At 67.0% G+C, this 17,453-nt stretch carries 15 protein-coding genes and 2 tRNA genes; 6 read left to right on the top strand and 11 right to left on the bottom strand.

The annotated features are described in order from the left end of the window. Window positions 1–8: 8 nt before the first annotated feature. Window positions 9–1,124 (bottom strand): D-alanine--D-alanine ligase family protein, encoded by a 1,116-nt coding sequence (locus AB0F41_RS13580; protein ID WP_357423409.1) that lies wholly within the window; start codon window positions 1,122–1,124, stop codon window positions 9–11. 56 nt (window positions 1,125–1,180) lie between these two features. After that, on the bottom strand, window positions 1,181–2,176 hold the full coding sequence (locus AB0F41_RS13575; protein ID WP_357423407.1) for an NAD(P)H-dependent glycerol-3-phosphate dehydrogenase: 996 nt from the start codon (window positions 2,174–2,176) through the stop codon (window positions 1,181–1,183). A 30-nt stretch (window positions 2,177–2,206) separates the two neighbouring features. On the opposite strand from AB0F41_RS13575, the gene cofC reads away from it, so the two are divergent. The 3 genes from cofC (at window position 2,207) to AB0F41_RS13560 (ending at window position 6,115) form a co-directional block, all read left to right on the top strand. Continuing rightward, window positions 2,207–2,887: a 2-phospho-L-lactate guanylyltransferase gene (cofC, locus tag AB0F41_RS13570; RefSeq protein ID WP_357423405.1), complete on the top strand. Its 681-nt coding sequence runs from the start codon at window positions 2,207–2,209 to the stop codon at window positions 2,885–2,887. A gap of 70 nt (window positions 2,888–2,957) precedes the next feature. Beyond that, complete coding sequence (locus AB0F41_RS13565; protein WP_357423403.1) at window positions 2,958–5,150, top strand: RNA degradosome polyphosphate kinase; 2,193 nt, start codon at window positions 2,958–2,960, stop codon at window positions 5,148–5,150. Continuing rightward, window positions 5,147–6,115: a bifunctional NUDIX hydrolase/histidine phosphatase family protein gene (locus tag AB0F41_RS13560; RefSeq protein WP_357423401.1), complete on the top strand. Its 969-nt coding sequence runs from the start codon at window positions 5,147–5,149 to the stop codon at window positions 6,113–6,115. Before AB0F41_RS13565 ends, AB0F41_RS13560 begins: the two co-directional genes overlap by 4 nt. Window positions 6,116–6,320: 205 nt before the next feature. Here the strand turns inward: AB0F41_RS13560 and AB0F41_RS13555 are convergent, their stop codons facing one another. From AB0F41_RS13555 to leuC, 3 genes are all read right to left on the bottom strand, one after another. Further along, entirely contained in the window at window positions 6,321–6,959 is a 639-nt protein-coding gene (locus AB0F41_RS13555) for an HU family DNA-binding protein (protein WP_357423399.1), read from the bottom strand. A gap of 156 nt (window positions 6,960–7,115) precedes the next feature. Then, the gene (gene leuD / locus AB0F41_RS13550) at window positions 7,116–7,724 is read right to left on the bottom strand and encodes a 3-isopropylmalate dehydratase small subunit (protein WP_357423397.1); all 609 of its coding nucleotides are present in this window, start codon (window positions 7,722–7,724) and stop codon (window positions 7,116–7,118) included. Window positions 7,725–7,775: 51 nt separating this feature from the next. Continuing rightward, complete coding sequence (gene leuC, locus AB0F41_RS13545; RefSeq protein ID WP_357423395.1) at window positions 7,776–9,191, bottom strand: 3-isopropylmalate dehydratase large subunit; 1,416 nt, start codon at window positions 9,189–9,191, stop codon at window positions 7,776–7,778. Between the two features lie 146 nt (window positions 9,192–9,337). Between leuC and AB0F41_RS13540 the strand changes: the two genes are divergently transcribed. Together AB0F41_RS13540 and AB0F41_RS13535 are read left to right on the top strand one after the other, a co-directional pair. Beyond that, window positions 9,338–10,039: an IclR family transcriptional regulator gene (locus AB0F41_RS13540; protein WP_357423393.1), complete on the top strand. Its 702-nt coding sequence runs from the start codon at window positions 9,338–9,340 to the stop codon at window positions 10,037–10,039. Between the two features lie 202 nt (window positions 10,040–10,241). Continuing rightward, the gene (locus AB0F41_RS13535; protein ID WP_357423391.1) at window positions 10,242–10,769 is read left to right on the top strand and encodes a PPOX class F420-dependent oxidoreductase; all 528 of its coding nucleotides are present in this window, start codon (window positions 10,242–10,244) and stop codon (window positions 10,767–10,769) included. Window positions 10,770–11,375: 606 nt separating this feature from the next. Here AB0F41_RS13535 and AB0F41_RS13530 read toward each other — a convergent pair. The 4 genes from AB0F41_RS13530 to AB0F41_RS13515 all read right to left on the bottom strand — a co-directional run bounded on the left by AB0F41_RS13530 (window position 11,376) and on the right by AB0F41_RS13515 (window position 14,151). Further along, a tRNA-Glu gene (locus tag AB0F41_RS13530) sits at window positions 11,376–11,448 on the bottom strand. A 148-nt stretch (window positions 11,449–11,596) separates the two neighbouring features. Then, window positions 11,597–11,668, bottom strand: a tRNA-Gln gene (locus AB0F41_RS13525). A gap of 220 nt (window positions 11,669–11,888) precedes the next feature. Next, window positions 11,889–13,376: a glutamate--tRNA ligase gene (gene gltX, locus AB0F41_RS13520; RefSeq protein ID WP_357423389.1), complete on the bottom strand. Its 1,488-nt coding sequence runs from the start codon at window positions 13,374–13,376 to the stop codon at window positions 11,889–11,891. Window positions 13,377–13,389: 13 nt separating this feature from the next. Further along, window positions 13,390–14,151 carry a fumarylacetoacetate hydrolase family protein gene (locus AB0F41_RS13515; protein WP_357423387.1) on the bottom strand — a complete coding sequence of 254 codons (762 nt, stop codon included), beginning with the start codon at window positions 14,149–14,151 and terminating at the stop codon, window positions 13,390–13,392. Window positions 14,152–14,334: 183 nt separating this feature from the next. On the opposite strand from AB0F41_RS13515, the gene AB0F41_RS13510 reads away from it, so the two are divergent. Further along, the gene (locus tag AB0F41_RS13510) at window positions 14,335–15,543 is read left to right on the top strand and encodes an MFS transporter (RefSeq protein ID WP_357423385.1); all 1,209 of its coding nucleotides are present in this window, start codon (window positions 14,335–14,337) and stop codon (window positions 15,541–15,543) included. A 132-nt stretch (window positions 15,544–15,675) separates the two neighbouring features. On the opposite strand, the gene AB0F41_RS13505 is transcribed toward AB0F41_RS13510, so the two are convergent. Then, window positions 15,676–16,278, bottom strand: coding sequence for a Uma2 family endonuclease (locus AB0F41_RS13505; protein ID WP_357423383.1), 603 nt, complete (start codon window positions 16,276–16,278; stop codon window positions 15,676–15,678). Window positions 16,279–16,386: 108 nt separating this feature from the next. Then, window positions 16,387–17,394, bottom strand: coding sequence for a 3-isopropylmalate dehydrogenase (locus AB0F41_RS13500; RefSeq protein ID WP_357423465.1), 1,008 nt, complete (start codon window positions 17,392–17,394; stop codon window positions 16,387–16,389). Window positions 17,395–17,453 lie beyond the last annotated feature (59 nt).

Raw genomic sequence — 17,453 nt, 5'->3', positions numbered from 1 at the left:
CGGCCGGCTCAGCGCAGCCCGATACCCCGCGCCAGCGCCGTATCGATCAGCGTGGTGAGCAGTTCGCTGTAGGTGATTCCGGTGTGCTCCCACATCCGGGGGTACATGGAGATCGGCGTGAAACCGGGCATCGTGTTGATCTCGTTGATCACCGGGCCGGCCGCGGTGACGAAGAAATCCACCCGGGCCAGCCCCTGGCAGTCCAGCGCGCGGAACGCGCGGACCGCCATCGCCCGCACCTCGTCGGCGACGTCGTCGTCCAGTTTGGCCGGCACATCGAATTCGCAGACATCGTCGAGATACTTGGTGTCGAAATCGTAGAAAGCGGGCCCCGAGCCCTGCTGTGCGGCGGCCTCGGCCGGTTCCTCGGGCATCTTGATCTCCGCGAGCACGCTGGCCTCGACCCGGCCGTCCGGGAACTCCAGCACCCCGCATTCGACCTCGCGGCCGATGATCGCCGCCTCCACGATCACCTTCGGATCGTGATCGCGGGCTGTCGCCAGCGCGGCGTCCAGATCGGCCCAGTCGGTGACCTTGGTTATCCCGATGGACGATCCGCCGCGCGCCGGTTTCACGAACACCGGCAGGCCCAGCCGCTGCCGATCCTCCGGCGCCAGGGTCGCGGTCCCGGGCCGGAGCACCACCTGCACGCCTACCGGCAGATCGTCGGCGGCGAGCAGTTTCTTGGTGAATTCCTTGTCCATACCGGCCGCGCTCGCCAATACGCCGGGGCCCACGTACGGGATGCCCGCCAGCTCCAGCATGCCCTGGACCGTGCCGTCCTCGCCGAAGGCTCCGTGCAATACGGGGAAGACCAGGTCGACGGTTTCGAGGGTGGCCTGCGGATCGTCGAGCGGCACCAGCGTTCCGGGGCGGCTGGGGTCGGCGGCCAGCACCAGTTCGGGGCCGCCGCCGGTAACCGACGGCAGGGTCCGGTCGTGGCGGGCCAGGGCCGCGGTATCGCCGCCGGCGAGCACCCAGGTGCCCTCGGTGGTGATCCCGATCGGCACCGCCTCGTACCGCTGCGGATCGAGATTGCGCAGCACAGCTCCGGCCGATACGCACGACACCCGGTGCTCGTTACTGCGCCCGCCGAAAACCACGGCAACCCTGATCCGATCCATGTTCGAACGGTACCCTGCCGCGACCTCCGGCAACCCTCGCGCACCGCCGGGCGGGGCTATTCGGATTTGATCCGGCGCCCCAGCAGCATCTCCACCGCCGACTGCACCGCCAGCCCCTCGTGGCACACCCCGTGTACCGCCTCGGTGAGCGGCATTTCCACCCCGTGCGCGGCGGCCAGCGACCGCACCGAGGAGCAGGATTTCACGCCCTCGGCAACCTGCCCGTGCGTGGCCTCCTGCGCCGCCTGCATGGATCCCCCGCTGCCGAGCACCTGCCCGAACGAGCGGTTGCGCGACAGCGGTGAGGTGCAGGTGGCGATCAGATCGCCGATACCGGCCAGGCCCGCCAGGGTCACCGGCTCCGCGCCGAGCGCGACACCGAGCCGGATGATCTCGGCCAGCCCCCGGGTCATCAGACCGGCCAGCGAGTTGTCGCCGTACCCCATACCCGAGGCGATCCCGCAGGCCAGCGCGATGACGTTCTTGCAGGCCCCGCCGATTTCGCAGCCGATCACATCGGTGTTGGTGTAGGGCCGGAAGTAGCCGGTGACGCAGGCCTGCTGCACCGCCACGGCGCGGGCGGCGTCGGGACAGCCCACCACGGTGGCCGCCGGTTGCCCGGCCGCGATCTCCTTGGCGAGGTTGGGTCCCGACAGCACCGCGATCCGGCTCGGATCCGCCCCACTGACTTCGGCGATGACCTCGCTCATCCGCAGCAGGGTGCCGCTTTCGATCCCCTTGGCCAGGCTCAGCAGCGTCGCGTCGGTTCCGATGGCCGGCGACCACAGTTTCAGGTTCGCGCGCAGCGATTGCGACGGCACGGCGAGCACCACGATCTCGGCGCCGTCCAGGGCCCGCGTGTGGTCGTCGGTGGCGGAAACGGGCGGGAGCTGCACTCCCGGCAGGTAGTACGGGTTGCGATGATCGGTCGCCAGCGCCTCGGCGACCTCGGGCCGGCGGGCCCAGACGGTGACCTCGGTTCCCGCGTCCGCCAACACCTTCGCGAATGCCGTTCCCCACGATCCCGCACCCAGTACCGCCGCCCTCGTCATCAGCCCAATATGCCATGACAGGATGGGGCCATGTGCCCGCACACCGTGCACGCCGTCATCGCGGTGAAAACCCTGGAGAGCGCCAAGAGCAGGCTGGCCGGGGTGCTGGCCCGCGAACAGCGGTCGAGGCTGGTACTGGCCATGCTGGCCGATACCGTGCGGGCGGCGGGCGCGGTCCCGGGCGTCGCCTCGATCACGGTGGTCACCCCCGACGCCGCGGTCGCCGATACGGTCCGTGCGCTCGGCGCGCAGGTTCACCCGGAGCCCGCCGGGGGCGGCGCGGACGGTCTCAACACGGCACTGGCCGATGCGGCGGCGGCGCTGCGGGCCCGCCACGGGGAGATCGGATTGCTGGCCCTGCAGGCCGATCTTCCCGCGCTGCGCCCGGCCGAGCTGTCCGCCGTTCTGGCCGCGGCCCCCGCGCACAGCCGGGCCCTGGTCGCCGACCACGCCGGCACCGGCACCGCCGCCCTGCTGGCACCGCCGGGAGTCGCGCTACGTCCGCGATTCGGCCGTGATTCCGCTCACCGGCACCGCGACGACGGCGCGCACGAACTGCACGGCCACTGGCCGGGGCTGCGCCGCGATATCGACACCCCCGAGGATCTGGCGGCGGTCCTCGCCCTGGGCCCCGGCCGCGATACCGCCGCCCTGTTGGACGAACCGGGCTGGCCACGTCACGTTCGGGAGACGGTCACCCAGGTGTGCTAGGCAGTCGCCACCGCATGAACTCGAGATAACAGTCACCTCGCGTATATGCGAACCCACCGGTTCGTAGGGAATGATCGTAGGGGTGAGCGATACGGAAATCTTCAAGCAGCAACAGGTGCTACCCACTCCACCTCCGGCCGCCACCCAGATCCCCTTCGACGGCGACGGACCGCGTTTGCCGGCCGATCGCTACCTCAACCGGGAATTGAGCTGGCTCGATTTCAACGCCCGTGTTCTGGCCCTCGCCGAGGACAGTTCGCTGCCGTTGCTGGAGCGCGCGAAATTCCTGGCCATCTTCGCGTCGAATCTCGACGAGTTCTATATGGTCCGCGTGGCCGGGCTCAAACGCCGCGCCGAAACCGGCCTTTCGGTCCGCTCCGCCGACGGCCTCACTCCCAACGAGCAACTCGCGCTGATCGCGGCCCGCACCCAGGATCTCGCCGTCCGCCACGCCGAGGTCTTCCTCGAGGAGGTCCTGCCCGCGCTCACCGGCGAGGGCATCGAGATCATCGACTGGGCCGAACTGCACGATGCCGAACGGCAGCGGCTGTCCGCGCATTTCCAGGACCAGGTTTTCCCCGTGCTCACACCCCTGGCCGTGGATCCCGCGCATCCGTTCCCGTATATCAGCGGCCTGAGCCTGAATCTCGCGGTGACGGTCCAGGACGAGACCACCGGCGGCGAGCATTTCGCCCGGGTGAAGGTGCCCGACAATGTGGACCGGTTCGTCCGGGTGCGCCGTCCGAACTCCGGCAACGGCGGCTCGATCGCGGCCTTCCTGCCGATGGAAGCGCTGATCGCGGCGCATCTGGATCAGCTGTTCCCCGGGATGACGGTGGTGGAGCACCATTCGTTCCGGATCACCCGTAACGCCGATTTCGAGGTCGACGAGGATCGCGACGAGGATCTGCTGCAGGCTCTCGAACGCGAACTGGCCCGCCGCCGCTTCGGTTCGCCGGTGCGGCTCGAGGTCTCCGACGATATGACCGAGCATATGCTCGACCTGCTGCTGCGCGAGCTCGAGGTGGATCCGGGCGATGTCATCCAGGTGCCCGGGCTGCTCGACCTGTCGTGCCTGTGGCAGGTCTACGGTGTGGACCGCCCGAATCTGAAGGACGCCCCCTACGTCCCGGCCACCCCGCCGGCGTTCGGCGAGCGGGAGACACCGCGCAATGTGTTCGCGGCGCTGCGCGAGGGCGATGTACTGGTGCACCACCCCTACGATTCGTTCTCCACCAGCGTGCAGCGGTTCATCGAACAGGCCGCGGCCGATCCCCAGGTGCTGGCCATCAAACAGACCCTGTACCGGACCTCCGGTGATTCGCCGATCGTGAACGCGCTCATCGATGCGGCCGAGGCCGGTAAACAGGTGGTGGCACTGGTCGAGATCAAGGCCCGATTCGACGAGCAGGCCAACATCAAATGGGCACGCACCCTGGAACAGGCGGGCGTGCACGTGGTCTACGGTCTCGTCGGGCTGAAAACGCACTGCAAGACCTGTCTGGTGGTGCGCCGGGAGGGTTCGACCATCCGCCGGTACTGCCATATCGGCACCGGCAACTACAACCCGAAAACCGCTCGGCTCTACGAGGACGTCGGCCTGCTCACCGCCGCACCGGAGATCGGTGCGGATCTCACCGATCTGTTCAATTCGCTCACCGGCTATTCCCGTAAGTCCGACTACCGCAATATCCTCGTCGCCCCGCACGGAATCCGGGCCGGGATCATCTCCCGGATCGACAAGGAGATCGAGCTGGCCCGCTCCGGCGCGGAGGCCGGGATCCGGTTGAAGGCCAACGCGCTCGTCGACGAACAGGTGATCGACGCCCTCTACCGCGCGTCCCAGGCGGGCGTACCGGTGCGCATTGTGGTGCGCAGTATCTGCGGGCTGCGCGCGGGCGTGGAGGGTATGAGCGAGAACATCGAGGTGCGTTCCATCCTCGGCCGGGTGCTCGAGCATTCCCGCATCCTGAACTTCCGGGCTCAGGACGAGTTCTGGATCGGCAGCGCCGATATGATGCACCGCAATCTGGATCGCCGTGTCGAGGTGATGGCCCAGGTGAAGGATCCGAAGCTGTGCGAGCGGCTGGATTCGATATTCGAATCCGCGCTGCATCCGATGACCCGCTGCTGGGTCCTGGACCCCGACGGCAATTGGAGATCCAGTCCCGATCAGGCGGGCACCGGCCCCGACGGCAACGGTATCGAGGTCCGCGACCACCAGGTCGCGCTGATGCGCCTGCGCCGCCCGGATCAGCAGTGAACCGCGGGCATACACCACCGTCGTATCCCGATCCGCGCACCGGCCCCAATATCTACGCGGCCGGCACTGTGCTGTGGCGGCATTCGCTGCTCTCCTCCGGCGGTATCGATATCGCCGTGATCCGGCGGCCCAAATACCAGGATTGGTCGCTGCCGAAGGGAAAGCTCGATCCCGGTGAGACACCGGTGCTCGCCGCCGCCCGCGAAACCGAGGAGGAAACCGGATTGCGGCCGCGGCTGGGTCGCTATCTGGGCAAGGTCACCTATCCGATCACCGGTCACCGCAAGATGAAACGGGTCGACTACTGGGCCGCGGAAGTCCTGAGCGGGGAATTCACCGCCAACAACGAAGTCGACGCACTCACCTGGTGTCCGCTGGATACGGTGATGTCGGCGCTGTCGTATCCGATGGATCGTCAGATCGTGCGGGCTTTCACCCGGCTACCGCCCGATACCCGGACCGCGCTGGTGGTCCGGCATGCGAAAGCGGGCCGCCGCGACCGTTTCAAAGGCCCCGACGAGCAACGCCCACTCGAGTTGGCCGGGTACCAGCAGGCTCTGGCGCTGGTCCCGAATCTGCAGGCCTTCGGCGTCGGGGAGGTCTTCTCCGCCGAACCGCTGCGCTGTGTGCAGACGGTGACCCCCCTGGCCGAGGACCTCGGGGTGAAAGTGGCGGTGGAACCGCTACTGGGCGATATCGGCTACGCCGGGGACACCGAGAAAGCGCGTGAGCGGATCCGGTCGCTGGCGCTGACGGCCCGGAATGTGCCCGTATTCTGCAGCCAGGGCGATGCCATTCCGGATCTGGTCCGCTGGTGGGCCGAGCGCGATGGGATGCGCCTGTCACCCGCGCGAACCCGGAAGGGTTCGGTATGGGTGCTGTCGTTCGCGGGCGAACGCCTCGTGGCGGCCGACCATCTGGACCGATCGCTCTCGGTCGATACCGCGCCCGCGGTGGCTCTGTAGCGGAGAACCCCTGGGCAGGGCGGGTGTAGTGGGCCCGTAGGGCCCAGAAGACACGGTCACGCCCCCGGGGATCGCCCGGGGGCTTGTCCGTCCGGCGTTTCGGTTGTCGGTTGTCGTGTGCCGCCGGGCCCAGATGAGGCCCGACCCACCCGGCGACCAGCACCGTGCGCTGGTCGGAAAGCCTTCGGTGGCTCCGGCTCGCGGGTCAGCGAGCCCTTTTCGCGGTCTTCTTGGCCGGGGTCCGCTTCGCGGTCGTGGCCTTCTTGGCCGCCGTGGTCTTCTTGGCGGTGGCCTTGGCGGCGGTTTTCTTCGCCGTGGCCTTGGCGGTGACCTTCTTGGCCGTGGTCTTCTTGGCCGTGGCCTTCTTGGTCGCCGCCTTCTTCGCGGCGGTGCTCTTGGCCGGTGCCTTCGTGGCCGTCTTACGGGCCGTCGATTTGGCGGGGGCCTTGGTGGCGGTCTTCTTGGCAGTGGTTTTCTTTGCCGTTGTCTTCTTCGCTGTGGATTTCTTGGCCGCCACAGGAGCATTGACACCGCGTTTCACCGCGGGTCCGGTCGCCGCGAGCTTCTGTTTACCCGCGATTACCGCCTTGAACTGAGCGCCGGGCCGGAACGCCGGCACCGAAGTGGGCTTCACCTTGACGGTTTCCCCGGTACGCGGATTCCGCGCCACCCGGGCAGCCCTCTTACGCTGTTCGAACACACCGAATCCGGTGATGGTGACGCTCTGCCCTTTGTGTACCGCACGCACGATCGTATCGACCACATGCTCGACTGCCGCGGTGGCCGTGCGCCTGTCAGTACCCAACTTTTCGGTCAGAACGTCGATCAGTTCCGCCTTGTTCATTGAATCCTCCGCAGACTAATGGCCCGTCGTCGGACCGACTAGGTACCACGGTAAACCCACATTGGGCAAGAGTCTATGTGCCACGCCAAAATTCATGTGGTCTAGCACACGCCCAGCTACCACGACATCTGAGCGGCCTCTAAGAGGCCGAGAACATTACGCCTGCGAAATAGGTTCCGGCAGGGTCTTTGGTTTCCAACCTGGCCTTGCCTTTTCGAACTCGGCGATCACATCACTACGTCGCAGCGTCAGGCCGATGTCGTCCAAACCCTCCAGGAGGCGCCACCTGGTGTAGTCGTCAATATCGAACGGCAACACGATGGTTCCTGCCGTCACCGTGCGCGCGGCGAGGTCCACAACCAATTCCAGTCCGGGTTGTTCCTCGAGCAACTTCCAGAGCAATTCGACATCATTCTGTGACATTCGCGCGGCCACCAGACCGCCCTTGCCCGCATTACCGCGGAAGATGTCGGCGAAACGTGAAGAGATAACTACCCGAAAGCCATAGTCCATGAGCGCCCAGACAGCGTGCTCACGCGATGATCCGGTACCGAAATCCGGTCCCGCCACCAGCACTGTGCCGTGCTTGTACGGCTCCGTGTTCAGAATGAAGTCCTCGTCCCCGCGCCAGGCCGCGAACAGGCCGTCTTCGAATCCCGTTCGAGTGACGCGCTTCAGATAGACGGCGGGGATGATCTGGTCGGTGTCGACATTGGACCGGCGCAACGGGACGCCGATCCCCTTGTGCACACTGAAGGCTTCCATCGTATTTCTCCTGTTTCGGCTATAAGTACGTTTCGGAATGCGACCGGGGGCTCAGTTGAGATCGGCGGGCGCCGAGAGCGTGCCCCGGACAGCGGTCGCGGCGGCCACGAGCGGCGATACCAGATGGGTACGGCCACCTTTGCCCTGCCGGCCCTCGAAATTGCGATTCGAGGTGGACGCGCACCGCTGGCCCGGCTCGAGCTGATCCGGGTTCATCCCCAGGCACATCGAGCATCCGGCCTGCCGCCATTCGGCCCCGGCGGCGGTGAAGATCTCGCCCAGACCCTCCTCCTCCGCCTGCGCGCGCACCCGCATCGACCCCGGTACCACCAGCATCCGGACCCCGTCGGCGACCTTGCGGCCCTTCAGGACCCCGGCCACGGCCCGCAGATCCTCGATCCGGCCGTTGGTGCAGGATCCGACGAACACCGTGTCCACCACGACGTCCCGCAGCGGCATACCCGGGGTCAGGTCCATGTAGCGCAGGGCCTTCTCCGCGGAGTCGCGGGCGTTTTCGTCGGCGATCTGCGCCGGATCCGGGATATTCGCCCCCAGCGGCAGACCCTGGCCCGGGTTGGTACCCCAGGTGACGAACGGCGTCAGTGCGCTCGCATCGATATGCACTTCCCGGTCGAAAACGGCACCCTCATCGGTCTTCAGCGCGTCCCACGCCGCCACCGCGGCATCCCACTCGGCGCCCTGCGGGGCGTGCGGGCGGCCTTTCAGGAACTCGTAGGTGGTTTGGTCCGGCGCAATCATTCCGGCCCGGGCGCCCGCTTCGATGGACATATTGCAGATCGTCATCCGCGCTTCCATCGACATATTGCGAATGGCCTCACCGCGATACTCGAGGACATATCCCTGGCCGCCGCCGGTACCAATTTCGGCGATCACCGCCAGAATGAGGTCTTTACTGGTCACGCCGGGCGGCAGCGCACCGTCCACGGTGATCGCCATCGTCTTGAACGGCCGCAGCGACAACGTTTGAGTGGCCAGCACATGCTCGACCTCGCTCGTGCCGATTCCCATGGCCAGCGCGCCGAACGCGCCGTGGGTGGAGGTGTGGCTGTCCCCGCACACCACGGTGGTTCCCGGCTGGGTCAGCCCCAGCTGCGGTCCCACCACGTGCACGATGCCCTGTTCGAGATCGCCCATCGGATGCAGCCGGATACCGAATTCCGCGCAGTTACGGCGCAGCGTTTCCACCTGGGTCCGCGAAATCGGGTCCGCGATCGGTTTGTCGATATCGATCGTGGGGACGTTGTGGTCCTCGGTCGCGATGGTGAGATCGGGCCGGCGCACCGGCCGGCCGGCCGCGCGCAGGCCGTCGAACGCCTGCGGGCTGGTGACCTCGTGCACCAGATGCAGATCGATGTAGATCAGATCGGGTTCGCGACCCTCGCCCTCGCCTTCACCGCGAAAGACGACATGCTCTTCCCATACCTTCTCGGCCAGCGTACGTGGCATTGTGCGATCACCTTTCGGGCCCGGCATCCGCTCCGGGGGAGACCCCACACGGATACGCAATAGCTGGAATCAGGCGCCCGCACTCCAGGACGTCACCTGGGCTGTTTGGAATAGCATCTCAGAATGCGGAACGCTAATATCGTTGTATGAGACAGCATAGCGGTATCGGCGTCCTGGACAAAGCGGTGGCAGTGTTATACGCGGTCGCCGAACGGCCCTGCGGTCTCAACGAGCTCTGCGAGCGCACCGGATTGCCGCGCGCCACCGCGCACCGGCTGGCCGTGGGACTGGAAACACACCGGCTGCTGGCCCGGGACGGATCCGGGGCCTGGCGGCCCGGGCCCGCACTCGCCGAACTCGCGGCCGGCGCCGCCGATCCCCTGCTCGAGGCCGCCACCGCCATACTGCCGCGGCTGCGTGAGATCACCGGGGAAAGTGTGCAGCTGTACTGCCGCGAGGGTAAGGAGCGGGTCTGCGTCGCCGCCCTCGAACCGCCCGCCGGGTTACGCGACACCGTCCCCATCGGCTCCCGCCTACCACTGACCGCCGGTTCGGCCGCCAAGGTACTGGTGGCATGGGGGGATTCCGATCTCCAGCGCGCAATACTCGCCGACGCGGCGTACACCGACCGCACCCTCGCCGAAGTGCGCAAACGCGGTTGGGCGCAGAGCGCGGGCGAACGCGCGGCGGGGGTCGCCAGTGTGTCCGCCCCGGTCCGCGACCAGCAGGGCGCCGTGGTCGCCGCGATCTCGGTCTCAGGACCCATCGATCGAATGGGCCGCCGACCGGGCGCCCGCTGGGCCGCCGACCTCGTCGCGGCCGCCGACGCCCTGCACCGACGACTGTGAGGATGCCCCGCAGCGGAGCCTCTCGGACGCCCCGCGTCGGCGACTCTCGGACGCCCACGTCGGCGACTCTCGGACGCCCACGTCGGCGACTCTCGGACGCCCGCAGCGGCGGATCCGAGAATGCCGCGCGCCGCGGGCTCCGCGAGAACCCTGCATCGACGACCCGGAGCGGCGGGCGGGCGCCGTCACTTATGGTGACCCCATGGGAGTGAACCAACGGTCACAGATCGTGATGACCGACACCGAGATCGCCGATTTCCTCAGCCGCAGCCGCGTCGCCACCCTGGCCTCGCTCGGTGCGAACGGAAAACCGCATCTGACCGCCATGTGGTACGCGCTGATCGCCGATCCGGACAACCCCGGCGCCATCCCCGAACTCTGGTTCGAGACGAAGGGCAAATCCCAGAAGGCCGTCAACCTGCGCCGCGACCCCACCATCACCTGCATGGTCGAGGCCGGCGACACCTACGACACCCTGCGCGGCGTCGCCCTCGAGGGCCGCGCCGAAATCATCGACGACCCCGAGAAACTGTTCGCCGTCGGCGTCAGCGTCTGGGAACGCTACACCGGCCCCTACACCGACGATATGCGTGAATACGTCGAGGGCATGCTGCACAAACGCGTCGCGGTCCGCGTGGTCCCCGACCGCATCCGCAGCTGGGACCACCGCAAACTGGGCCTACCCGCCATGCCCCTGGGCGGTTCCACGGCTGCATATTTGGCGCGCTGACGCGCGCGGGGTTTCGGCCCCCTGGGGTCCCTGCTTTCCGCCCTCGAGACTGGCGGCTGCGCCGCTTCGCTTCGAGGGCGGAAAGCAGGGACGGGCCGAAACCTTTCAGGGCCTCGCTGAACTCGGCACGAGGGAACAGGAATCTATCCGCGAGGTCACCGCCACCTTCGGTACCGGCTGGGCCACGGCGGCGGGCCTTGCCGCTACGGCTACCGAAGCCCGGTTCGGGTGCAGGCTTCGGGAGACGAGACACCGGCATACCGTCCACTGGATCAGGACAACATCCACCGCGACGACACACCGAAAGACCTTCGCCGTACCAACCTCGTCGACGCCCCCTAGTGGGTTCGCGAATGTCATCGCAGGAAGTCCGCGCGTCGCCCATCCGGCGTGGCGAAACGACGCAACCCCGGCATTCCCGAATGCCGGCAACCGCGAAGGGCCCAGGGGCGCAGCCCCGGCGAACATCCGGACTGCCAGCACTCCGCAGAGGGGGGTCCAGGGGGCGCCGAGCCCCCTGGTCGGGGTGCGGGGGTTGAACCCCCGCAAAACACCACGAATCAGCAAAGGCTCATGCTCTCCATGAGCATGAGCCTGTCAGCTGAGTAGCCCCGACGGGATTTGAACCCGCGCTACCGCCTTGAGAGGGCGGCGTCCTAGGCCGCTAGACGACGGGGCCAGGACTTGTGATCAACTCCTGGCTGGAGTGGATCGTGGATCTCTCGATCCGAAGCTCGATCAGCGTAACCGACCGGGCGGCGGCGACCAAATCGCCTGGATAATCGTTGTACACCGCATCTGGACGATGAAGCTGAGAGCGATTTCCGCTGGGGTACCAGGACTCGAACCTAGAATGGCTGAACCAGAATCAGCTGTGTTGCCAATTACACCATACCCCAATGACCAGGGCTTTCGGCTGCACCGCTGGCTGCGGTGGCACCGTCGTTCCGGCCGAGAAAGAGAGTACCAAACTGCTCGGGGGAAACTACAAATCGCCTGGTCAAATGGGCGAAGCGCGGTGCGGATCGGTCGAGTTGCGCCACTGCCGACCACGGATCCCACCCGGGAGTCCCTGCCGGGACCGGCGCCGGGCGGCCGTAGCGACCGCCCGGCGCGTGGTCATTCGACCGGCGCGACCCAGTCGCGGCCGGCGCGCAGCCGCCGCATGGTCTCCTCGCGGCCGAGCAGTTCCAGGGATTCGTAGAGCGGCGGGCTGATATGCGATCCGGTGGCCGCGACCCGCACCGGCGCGAACGCTTTTCTCGGCTTCAATTCCATACGGTCGATGAGCGCCGTTTTGAGCGCGTTCTCGATCTCGGCGGTGGACCATACTGTCAATGGTTCGAGCGCGGAAACAGCGGCGTCCAGAACCGGAACGGCGTCCGGCCCCAAATTCTTCTTTCCGGCGGCCGGATCGATGGCGAACCCGTCGGCCGGGGCGAACAGGAATCGCAGAAGTCCCCACGCGTCGTCGAGTACGACAATACGGGTCTGGACCAGATCCGCGGCGGCCGCGAATACTTTTTCGTCGACCTTTACGCCGGTTTCTCCATCGATATATCCGCGGTGGGCAAAGAATTCTCGCAACCGTCCAGCGAAATCAGCCGGATCCAGCATACGGATATGCTCGGCGTTGATCGCGTCGGCCTTCTTCTGGTCGAATCGGGCCGGATTCGAATTCACTTTCGATACGTCGAAGGCCGCGATCATCTCGGTCATCGAGAACACATCGTGGTCGTCGGCGATGCTCCAGCCGAGCAACGCGAGGTAGTTCAGCAAACCCTCGGGGATGAATCCGCGTTCACGATGCAGGAACAGATCGGCCTCGGGGTCACGTTTGGAGAGCTTCTTGTTTCCCTGCCCCATCACGAACGGCAGGTGGCCGAATTCGGGGGTGAAATCCGTGACGCCGATCCGCTGCAATGCCTGATACAGGGCGATCTGGCGCGGGGTGGAGGACAGCAGATCTTCGCCGCGCAGTACGTGGGTGATCCGCATGGTGGCGTCGTCGACCGGGTTCACCAGCGTGTACAGCGGGTCGCCGGTGCCACGGGTGAGCGCGTAGTCCGGGACCGTGCCGGCCTTGAAGGTGGTTTCCCCGCGCACCAGATCGTGCCAGGTGATATCGGTATCGGGCATCCGGAGGCGTACGACGGGGCCACGACCGGCGGCCTTGTACTCGGCGATCCGCTCGGGTGTGAGATCACGATCGAAATTATCGTAGCCGAGTTTCGGGTCCCGTCCGGCGGCCCGGTGGCGTTCTTCGACTTCGGCCGGCGTGGAAAAGGATTCGTAGGCTTCGCCGGCGTCGAGGAGTTTTTGCACCACCTCGCTGTGGATTTCGCGCCGCTGCGACTGCCTATACGGCGCGTAGGGCCCGCCGATTTCCGGTCCCTCGTCCCATTCGAGGCCGAGCCATCGCAATGCGTCCAGTAGCGCCGAATAGGATTCTTCGGAATCCCTTGCGGCATCGGTGTCTTCGATTCGGAAGACGAAGGTGCCGCCGTGATGCCGGGCATGGGCCCAGTTGAACAGCGCCGTCCGGATGAGTCCGACATGCGGCGTTCCGGTCGGCGACGGGCAGAAACGGACCCGTACGTTTGTCATGTCTCTCTTTCGTTCAGCGTTTTGCGGCAACAGGATTGGTGAGGGTTCCGATTCCGGCGACGGTTACCGATACGGTCTGTCCGTCTTTCATCGGTCCGACACCTTCGGGGGTTCCGGTGAGGATCACGTCGCCGGGCAGTAGCGTCATCACTCGGGTGACCCATTCGATAATTTCCGGAATATCGTGCAGCAGTAGCGATGTGGTGCTGCGCTGGCGGATCTCGCCGTCGAGTTCGGTGGTGATCTCGCGGTCGGCCGGGTCGAAATCGGTTTCGATCCAGGGGCCGAGCGGGCAGAAGGTGTCGTAACCCTTGGCCCGGGTCCACTGACCGTCCTGCGCCTGCTGATCGCGGGCGGTGACATCGTTGGCGACGGTGTATCCGAGGATGACGTCCTTGGCGCGCGCGGCGGGTACATCTTTACAGGGCCGGCCGATGACGACTGCCAGTTCGCCCTCGTAGTCGACCCGGGAGGAGCTGGGCGGCATGACGATAGGGACGTTCGGGCCGACGATGGAGGTACTCGGCTTCATGAAGATCACCGGATCCTCCGGTGCCTCGCCGCCCATTTCCGCGGCATGGGCCGCGTAGTTCTTACCCACGCAGATCACCTTGCTCGCCAGGATGGGGGCGAGCAGCCGGATATCGGCCAGCGGCCAGCTGCGGCCGGTGAACGTCGGCGTACCGAACGGATGCTCGGCTATTTCCTTGGCGGTCTCGCCCTCGATGGCGACGAACGCGACCCCGTCGGGGCTGGCTACTCGACCTAGACGCATGGTCGGAGTCTATCCAGCCGGTTCCACCAGCCCGAATGTGCCCGACAGGTGGGCGTGGCCGGGCGGTGAGAACCGCTACACCGTGTGGAGTGCGGTGGTTCCAGAGGTGTACGGTAGGCACGTTAGTTCATAGAATGAGACTTGCTTCTCATATATTGAGATATCAGGCTGAGACGAGGAACGATGGCGTACAGCTCACCGGCCACAGCGCCCGGAAAACCCACGGTGTCCCCGATTCATCGCTGGCTCATGCTGGGCCTCGGCGTATTCGCGCAGACCTCGAGCGCGATCTTCGTGCACGGCGTCCCGTTCCTGTTGCCCGCGCTCACCGCGGGCGGTATGCCGCTACCCACGGCCGGGCTGCTGGTGGCCATGCCCACCGTCGGACTGTGCTGCACCCTCATCGCCTGGGGTTACCTCGTCGACCGGCTCGGTGAACGCCTGGCGCTGGTCGCGGGCCCGGCGATCATGTGCGTCGCGGGCGGCGCGGCGGCCTTCACCACCAGCTACCCCCTGCTCGGAGTGCTGCTGTTCCTCGGCGGGATGGGCGCGGCCAGTACCAACGGCGCCAGCGGGCGGGTGATCGTCGGCTGGTTCCCGCCCGACCGCCGCGGGCTGGCCATGGGTATCCGACAGACCGGGCAGCCACTGGGTGTCGGTATCGGTGCCATGACCATTCCGCTGGTGGCCGACGGTTTCGGCGTCGCGCCGGCGATCGCGGTACCCGCGGTGCTCGCGGGAGTCGCCGCCATCGGCTGCCTGATCGGCATCATCGACCCGCCTCGGCCGCCGCGTGCCGAAGCGGTCGGCGCCAATCCCTATCGCGGCAGTGGGACGCTGTGGCGGATCCACGGCGTATCCATCCTGCTGGTGGTTCCGCAGGGCACCGTGTGGACCTTCGCTCTGCTCTGGCTGCACCGCGACCTGGGCTGGTCGCTGGCGGCCTCCGGCGCGCTGGTGACCGGCACCCAGATCCTGGGCGCGCTGGGCCGGATCGGCGCAGGCGCCTGGTCGGACCGGGTCGGGAGCCGGATGGGCCCGCTGCGCCAGGTCGCCATCGCTGCGGTGACCACCATGTTCCTGCTGGCCCTGACCGCCTGGACGCACTGGTGGTGGGCGGCCGTCCCACTCCTGGTGATCGCGTCGGTGGTGACGGTCTCCGACAACGGGCTGGCGTTCACCGCCATCGCCGAGCGGGCCGGGCCGTTCTGGAGCGGTCGCGGCCTGGGCATCCAGAACACCGGCCAGAATCTGGCGATCGCGGCGGTTCCTCCGGTGTTCGGCGCGCTGATCACCGCGACCGGCTTCCCCGCCGCCTACCTCGCCGCGGCGGCCCTGGCGGCCGCGGCGATCCCCCTGGTCCCGGTGGATTCGGAAAAACCCCTGGAGTGAGCGACGGGGTCCGGGCGATGCCGCCCGGACCCCGTGCCAACCCGCCGCCGATGGCCGGTGTGAGCCGACCGCACGGGGCGGATGGAGTGCTTTCGGCAGTGCGCTGCAGCGACTGCCCGGAACCGGTGATCGTCAGATATCGATGAGTACTGCGGGATCGAACGCCACCGAGATCGTGCTGTCCGCCTCGATCTCAGCGGTGAACTGCTGCCCTGCAGCGACTTCGGGTTCCCATCGGTAAGTGCCCCCGTCGAGGATCCCGCGGCGGATTCGGAGACCCGGTTGATGCTCGACGATCCAGTACTGCGGAACACCCAACCCGGCGTACTCTCGCACTTTTCGGACCCTGTCGGTTCGCTCACTTCCGCTGCCCGGTGATACGACTTCCACCACCAGTAGCAGGTCGATCCCGGGAATCAGCTTCGGGGATCCCTCGGCGATGACAGATCGCGCTACGGAGTACGGCACCAGTGCGATATCCGGCTTGCGTACGCCTGCCGGTGTACTGACCTCCCACTCCCCGCCGTCGCAGACGATCACTCCCGCACCGTCGAGCGCCGCTTCTATTTTCCGGGCCAGTGTCCGTGCGATCCAGTTGTGCCGAGCCCCCGCTGCCACCTCGACCAGCCACCCGTCCTCGAGTTCGAAGCCCTTGCCGTCGTCCGGCAGGTCATACAGATCCAGAACCGTATACGGGCCGAAACCGGTATCACCGGTGGCGTGCCACGCGGTCATGCTGCCTCCCAGTACTCGGACCCGCCCCTCGGGGGATACCGCTCGGATAGTCCCGATGATATCGGGTTCGGCGCCAGATCATCGCCGCCGAACCCGACTGCCGCGCGGTCAGACGGCGGCGGCGATCCGATCGCCGACCTGGGTGGTCGAGGACGTGCCGGTGCGGGCGGACAGGTCCTTGGCGACCGCGTCCTGGATGCGGGTGGCGGCCTCGGCTTCGCCCTTGTGCTCGAGCAGCAGCGAGACCGAGAGGATCGCCGCGGTCGGGTCCGCCTTCGACTGGCCGGCGATATCCGGAGCACTACCGTGGACCGGCTCGAACATGCTGGGGTTGGTGCCGGTGGCATCGATATTGCCGGAGGCCGCCAGGCCGATACCGCCGCTGACGGCGGCGGCGAGGTCGGTGATGATATCGCCGAACAGGTTGTCGGTGACGATCACATCGAACCGGCCCGGATCGTTGACCATATGGATGGTGGCGGCGTCGATGTGCTGGTAGGCGACCTCGACCTCCGGGAATTCGGCGCCGACCACGTCCACCGTCCGCTGCCACAGCGAACCGGCGAAGGCCAGCACATTGGTCTTGTGCACCAGGGTGAGGTGCTTGCGGCGGGTCTGCGCCTTGGCGAAGGCGTACCGGACCACCCGCTCCACACCGAACCTGGTGTTGGTACTGACCTCGGTGGCGACCTCGTGCGGGGTATCCACGCGGATCGCGCCGCCGGTGCCCGTGTACGGGCCCTCGGTACCTTCGCGCACCACGACGAAGTCGATTTCGGGGGTGCCGGCCAGCGGGCTGCCGACGCCCGGGTACAGCTTGGACGGCCGCAGGTTCACATGGTGGTCCAGGGCGAACCGGGTGCGCAGCAGCAGTCCGCGTTCGAGTAGACCGCTGGGTACCGACGGGTCGCCGATCGCGCCGAGCAGGATGGCGTCGTGCTGTTTCAGTTCGGGCAGCACCGAATCCGGCAGGACCTCGCCGGTGGCGTGGTAGCGCTTGGCGCCGAGGTCGTATTCGGTCCGTTCGACACCCGGCAGCACCACGTCGAGCACCTTGAGGGCTTCGGCGATGACCTCGGGGCCGATACCGTCACCGGGGATCACGGCGAGCTTCATGACAACCACGCTTTCTCTGTACGACCGGCCGCGAACAGGGCGAACGCGGCCATCGGGCC

Origin of the sequence: Nocardia sp. NPDC024068, assembly GCF_040638875.1 — a bacterium.
Classification (GTDB): Bacteria; Actinomycetota; Actinomycetes; order Mycobacteriales; family Mycobacteriaceae; genus Nocardia.
This window is presented reverse-complemented; position numbering and strand designations above follow the sequence as displayed.

What these genes read in the sequence shown, in the direction of transcription:
- AB0F41_RS13575 (WP_357423407.1), bottom strand. Translation starts at nt 2,176, where the DNA reads ATGACGAGGGCGGCGGTACTGGGTGCGGGATCGTGGGGAACGGCATTC.
- leuC (WP_357423395.1), bottom strand. Translation starts at nt 9,191, where the DNA reads ATGCCACGTACGCTGGCCGAGAAGGTATGGGAAGAGCATGTCGTCTTT.
- leuD (WP_357423397.1), bottom strand. Translation starts at nt 7,724, where the DNA reads ATGGAAGCCTTCAGTGTGCACAAGGGGATCGGCGTCCCGTTGCGCCGG.
- AB0F41_RS13540 (WP_357423393.1), top strand. Translation starts at nt 9,338, where the DNA reads ATGAGACAGCATAGCGGTATCGGCGTCCTGGACAAAGCGGTGGCAGTG.
- gltX (WP_357423389.1), bottom strand. Translation starts at nt 13,376, where the DNA reads ATGACAAACGTACGGGTCCGTTTCTGCCCGTCGCCGACCGGAACGCCG.
- AB0F41_RS13500 (WP_357423465.1), bottom strand. Translation starts at nt 17,394, where the DNA reads ATGAAGCTCGCCGTGATCCCCGGTGACGGTATCGGCCCCGAGGTCATC.
- AB0F41_RS13510 (WP_357423385.1), top strand. Translation starts at nt 14,335, where the DNA reads ATGGCGTACAGCTCACCGGCCACAGCGCCCGGAAAACCCACGGTGTCC.
- AB0F41_RS13505 (WP_357423383.1), bottom strand. Translation starts at nt 16,278, where the DNA reads ATGACCGCGTGGCACGCCACCGGTGATACCGGTTTCGGCCCGTATACG.
- AB0F41_RS13580 (WP_357423409.1), bottom strand. Translation starts at nt 1,124, where the DNA reads ATGGATCGGATCAGGGTTGCCGTGGTTTTCGGCGGGCGCAGTAACGAG.
- AB0F41_RS13535 (WP_357423391.1), top strand. Translation starts at nt 10,242, where the DNA reads ATGGGAGTGAACCAACGGTCACAGATCGTGATGACCGACACCGAGATC.
- AB0F41_RS13555 (WP_357423399.1), bottom strand. Translation starts at nt 6,959, where the DNA reads ATGAACAAGGCGGAACTGATCGACGTTCTGACCGAAAAGTTGGGTACT.
- cofC (WP_357423405.1), top strand. Translation starts at nt 2,207, where the DNA reads ATGTGCCCGCACACCGTGCACGCCGTCATCGCGGTGAAAACCCTGGAG.
- AB0F41_RS13565 (WP_357423403.1), top strand. Translation starts at nt 2,958, where the DNA reads ATGATCGTAGGGGTGAGCGATACGGAAATCTTCAAGCAGCAACAGGTG.
- AB0F41_RS13515 (WP_357423387.1), bottom strand. Translation starts at nt 14,151, where the DNA reads ATGCGTCTAGGTCGAGTAGCCAGCCCCGACGGGGTCGCGTTCGTCGCC.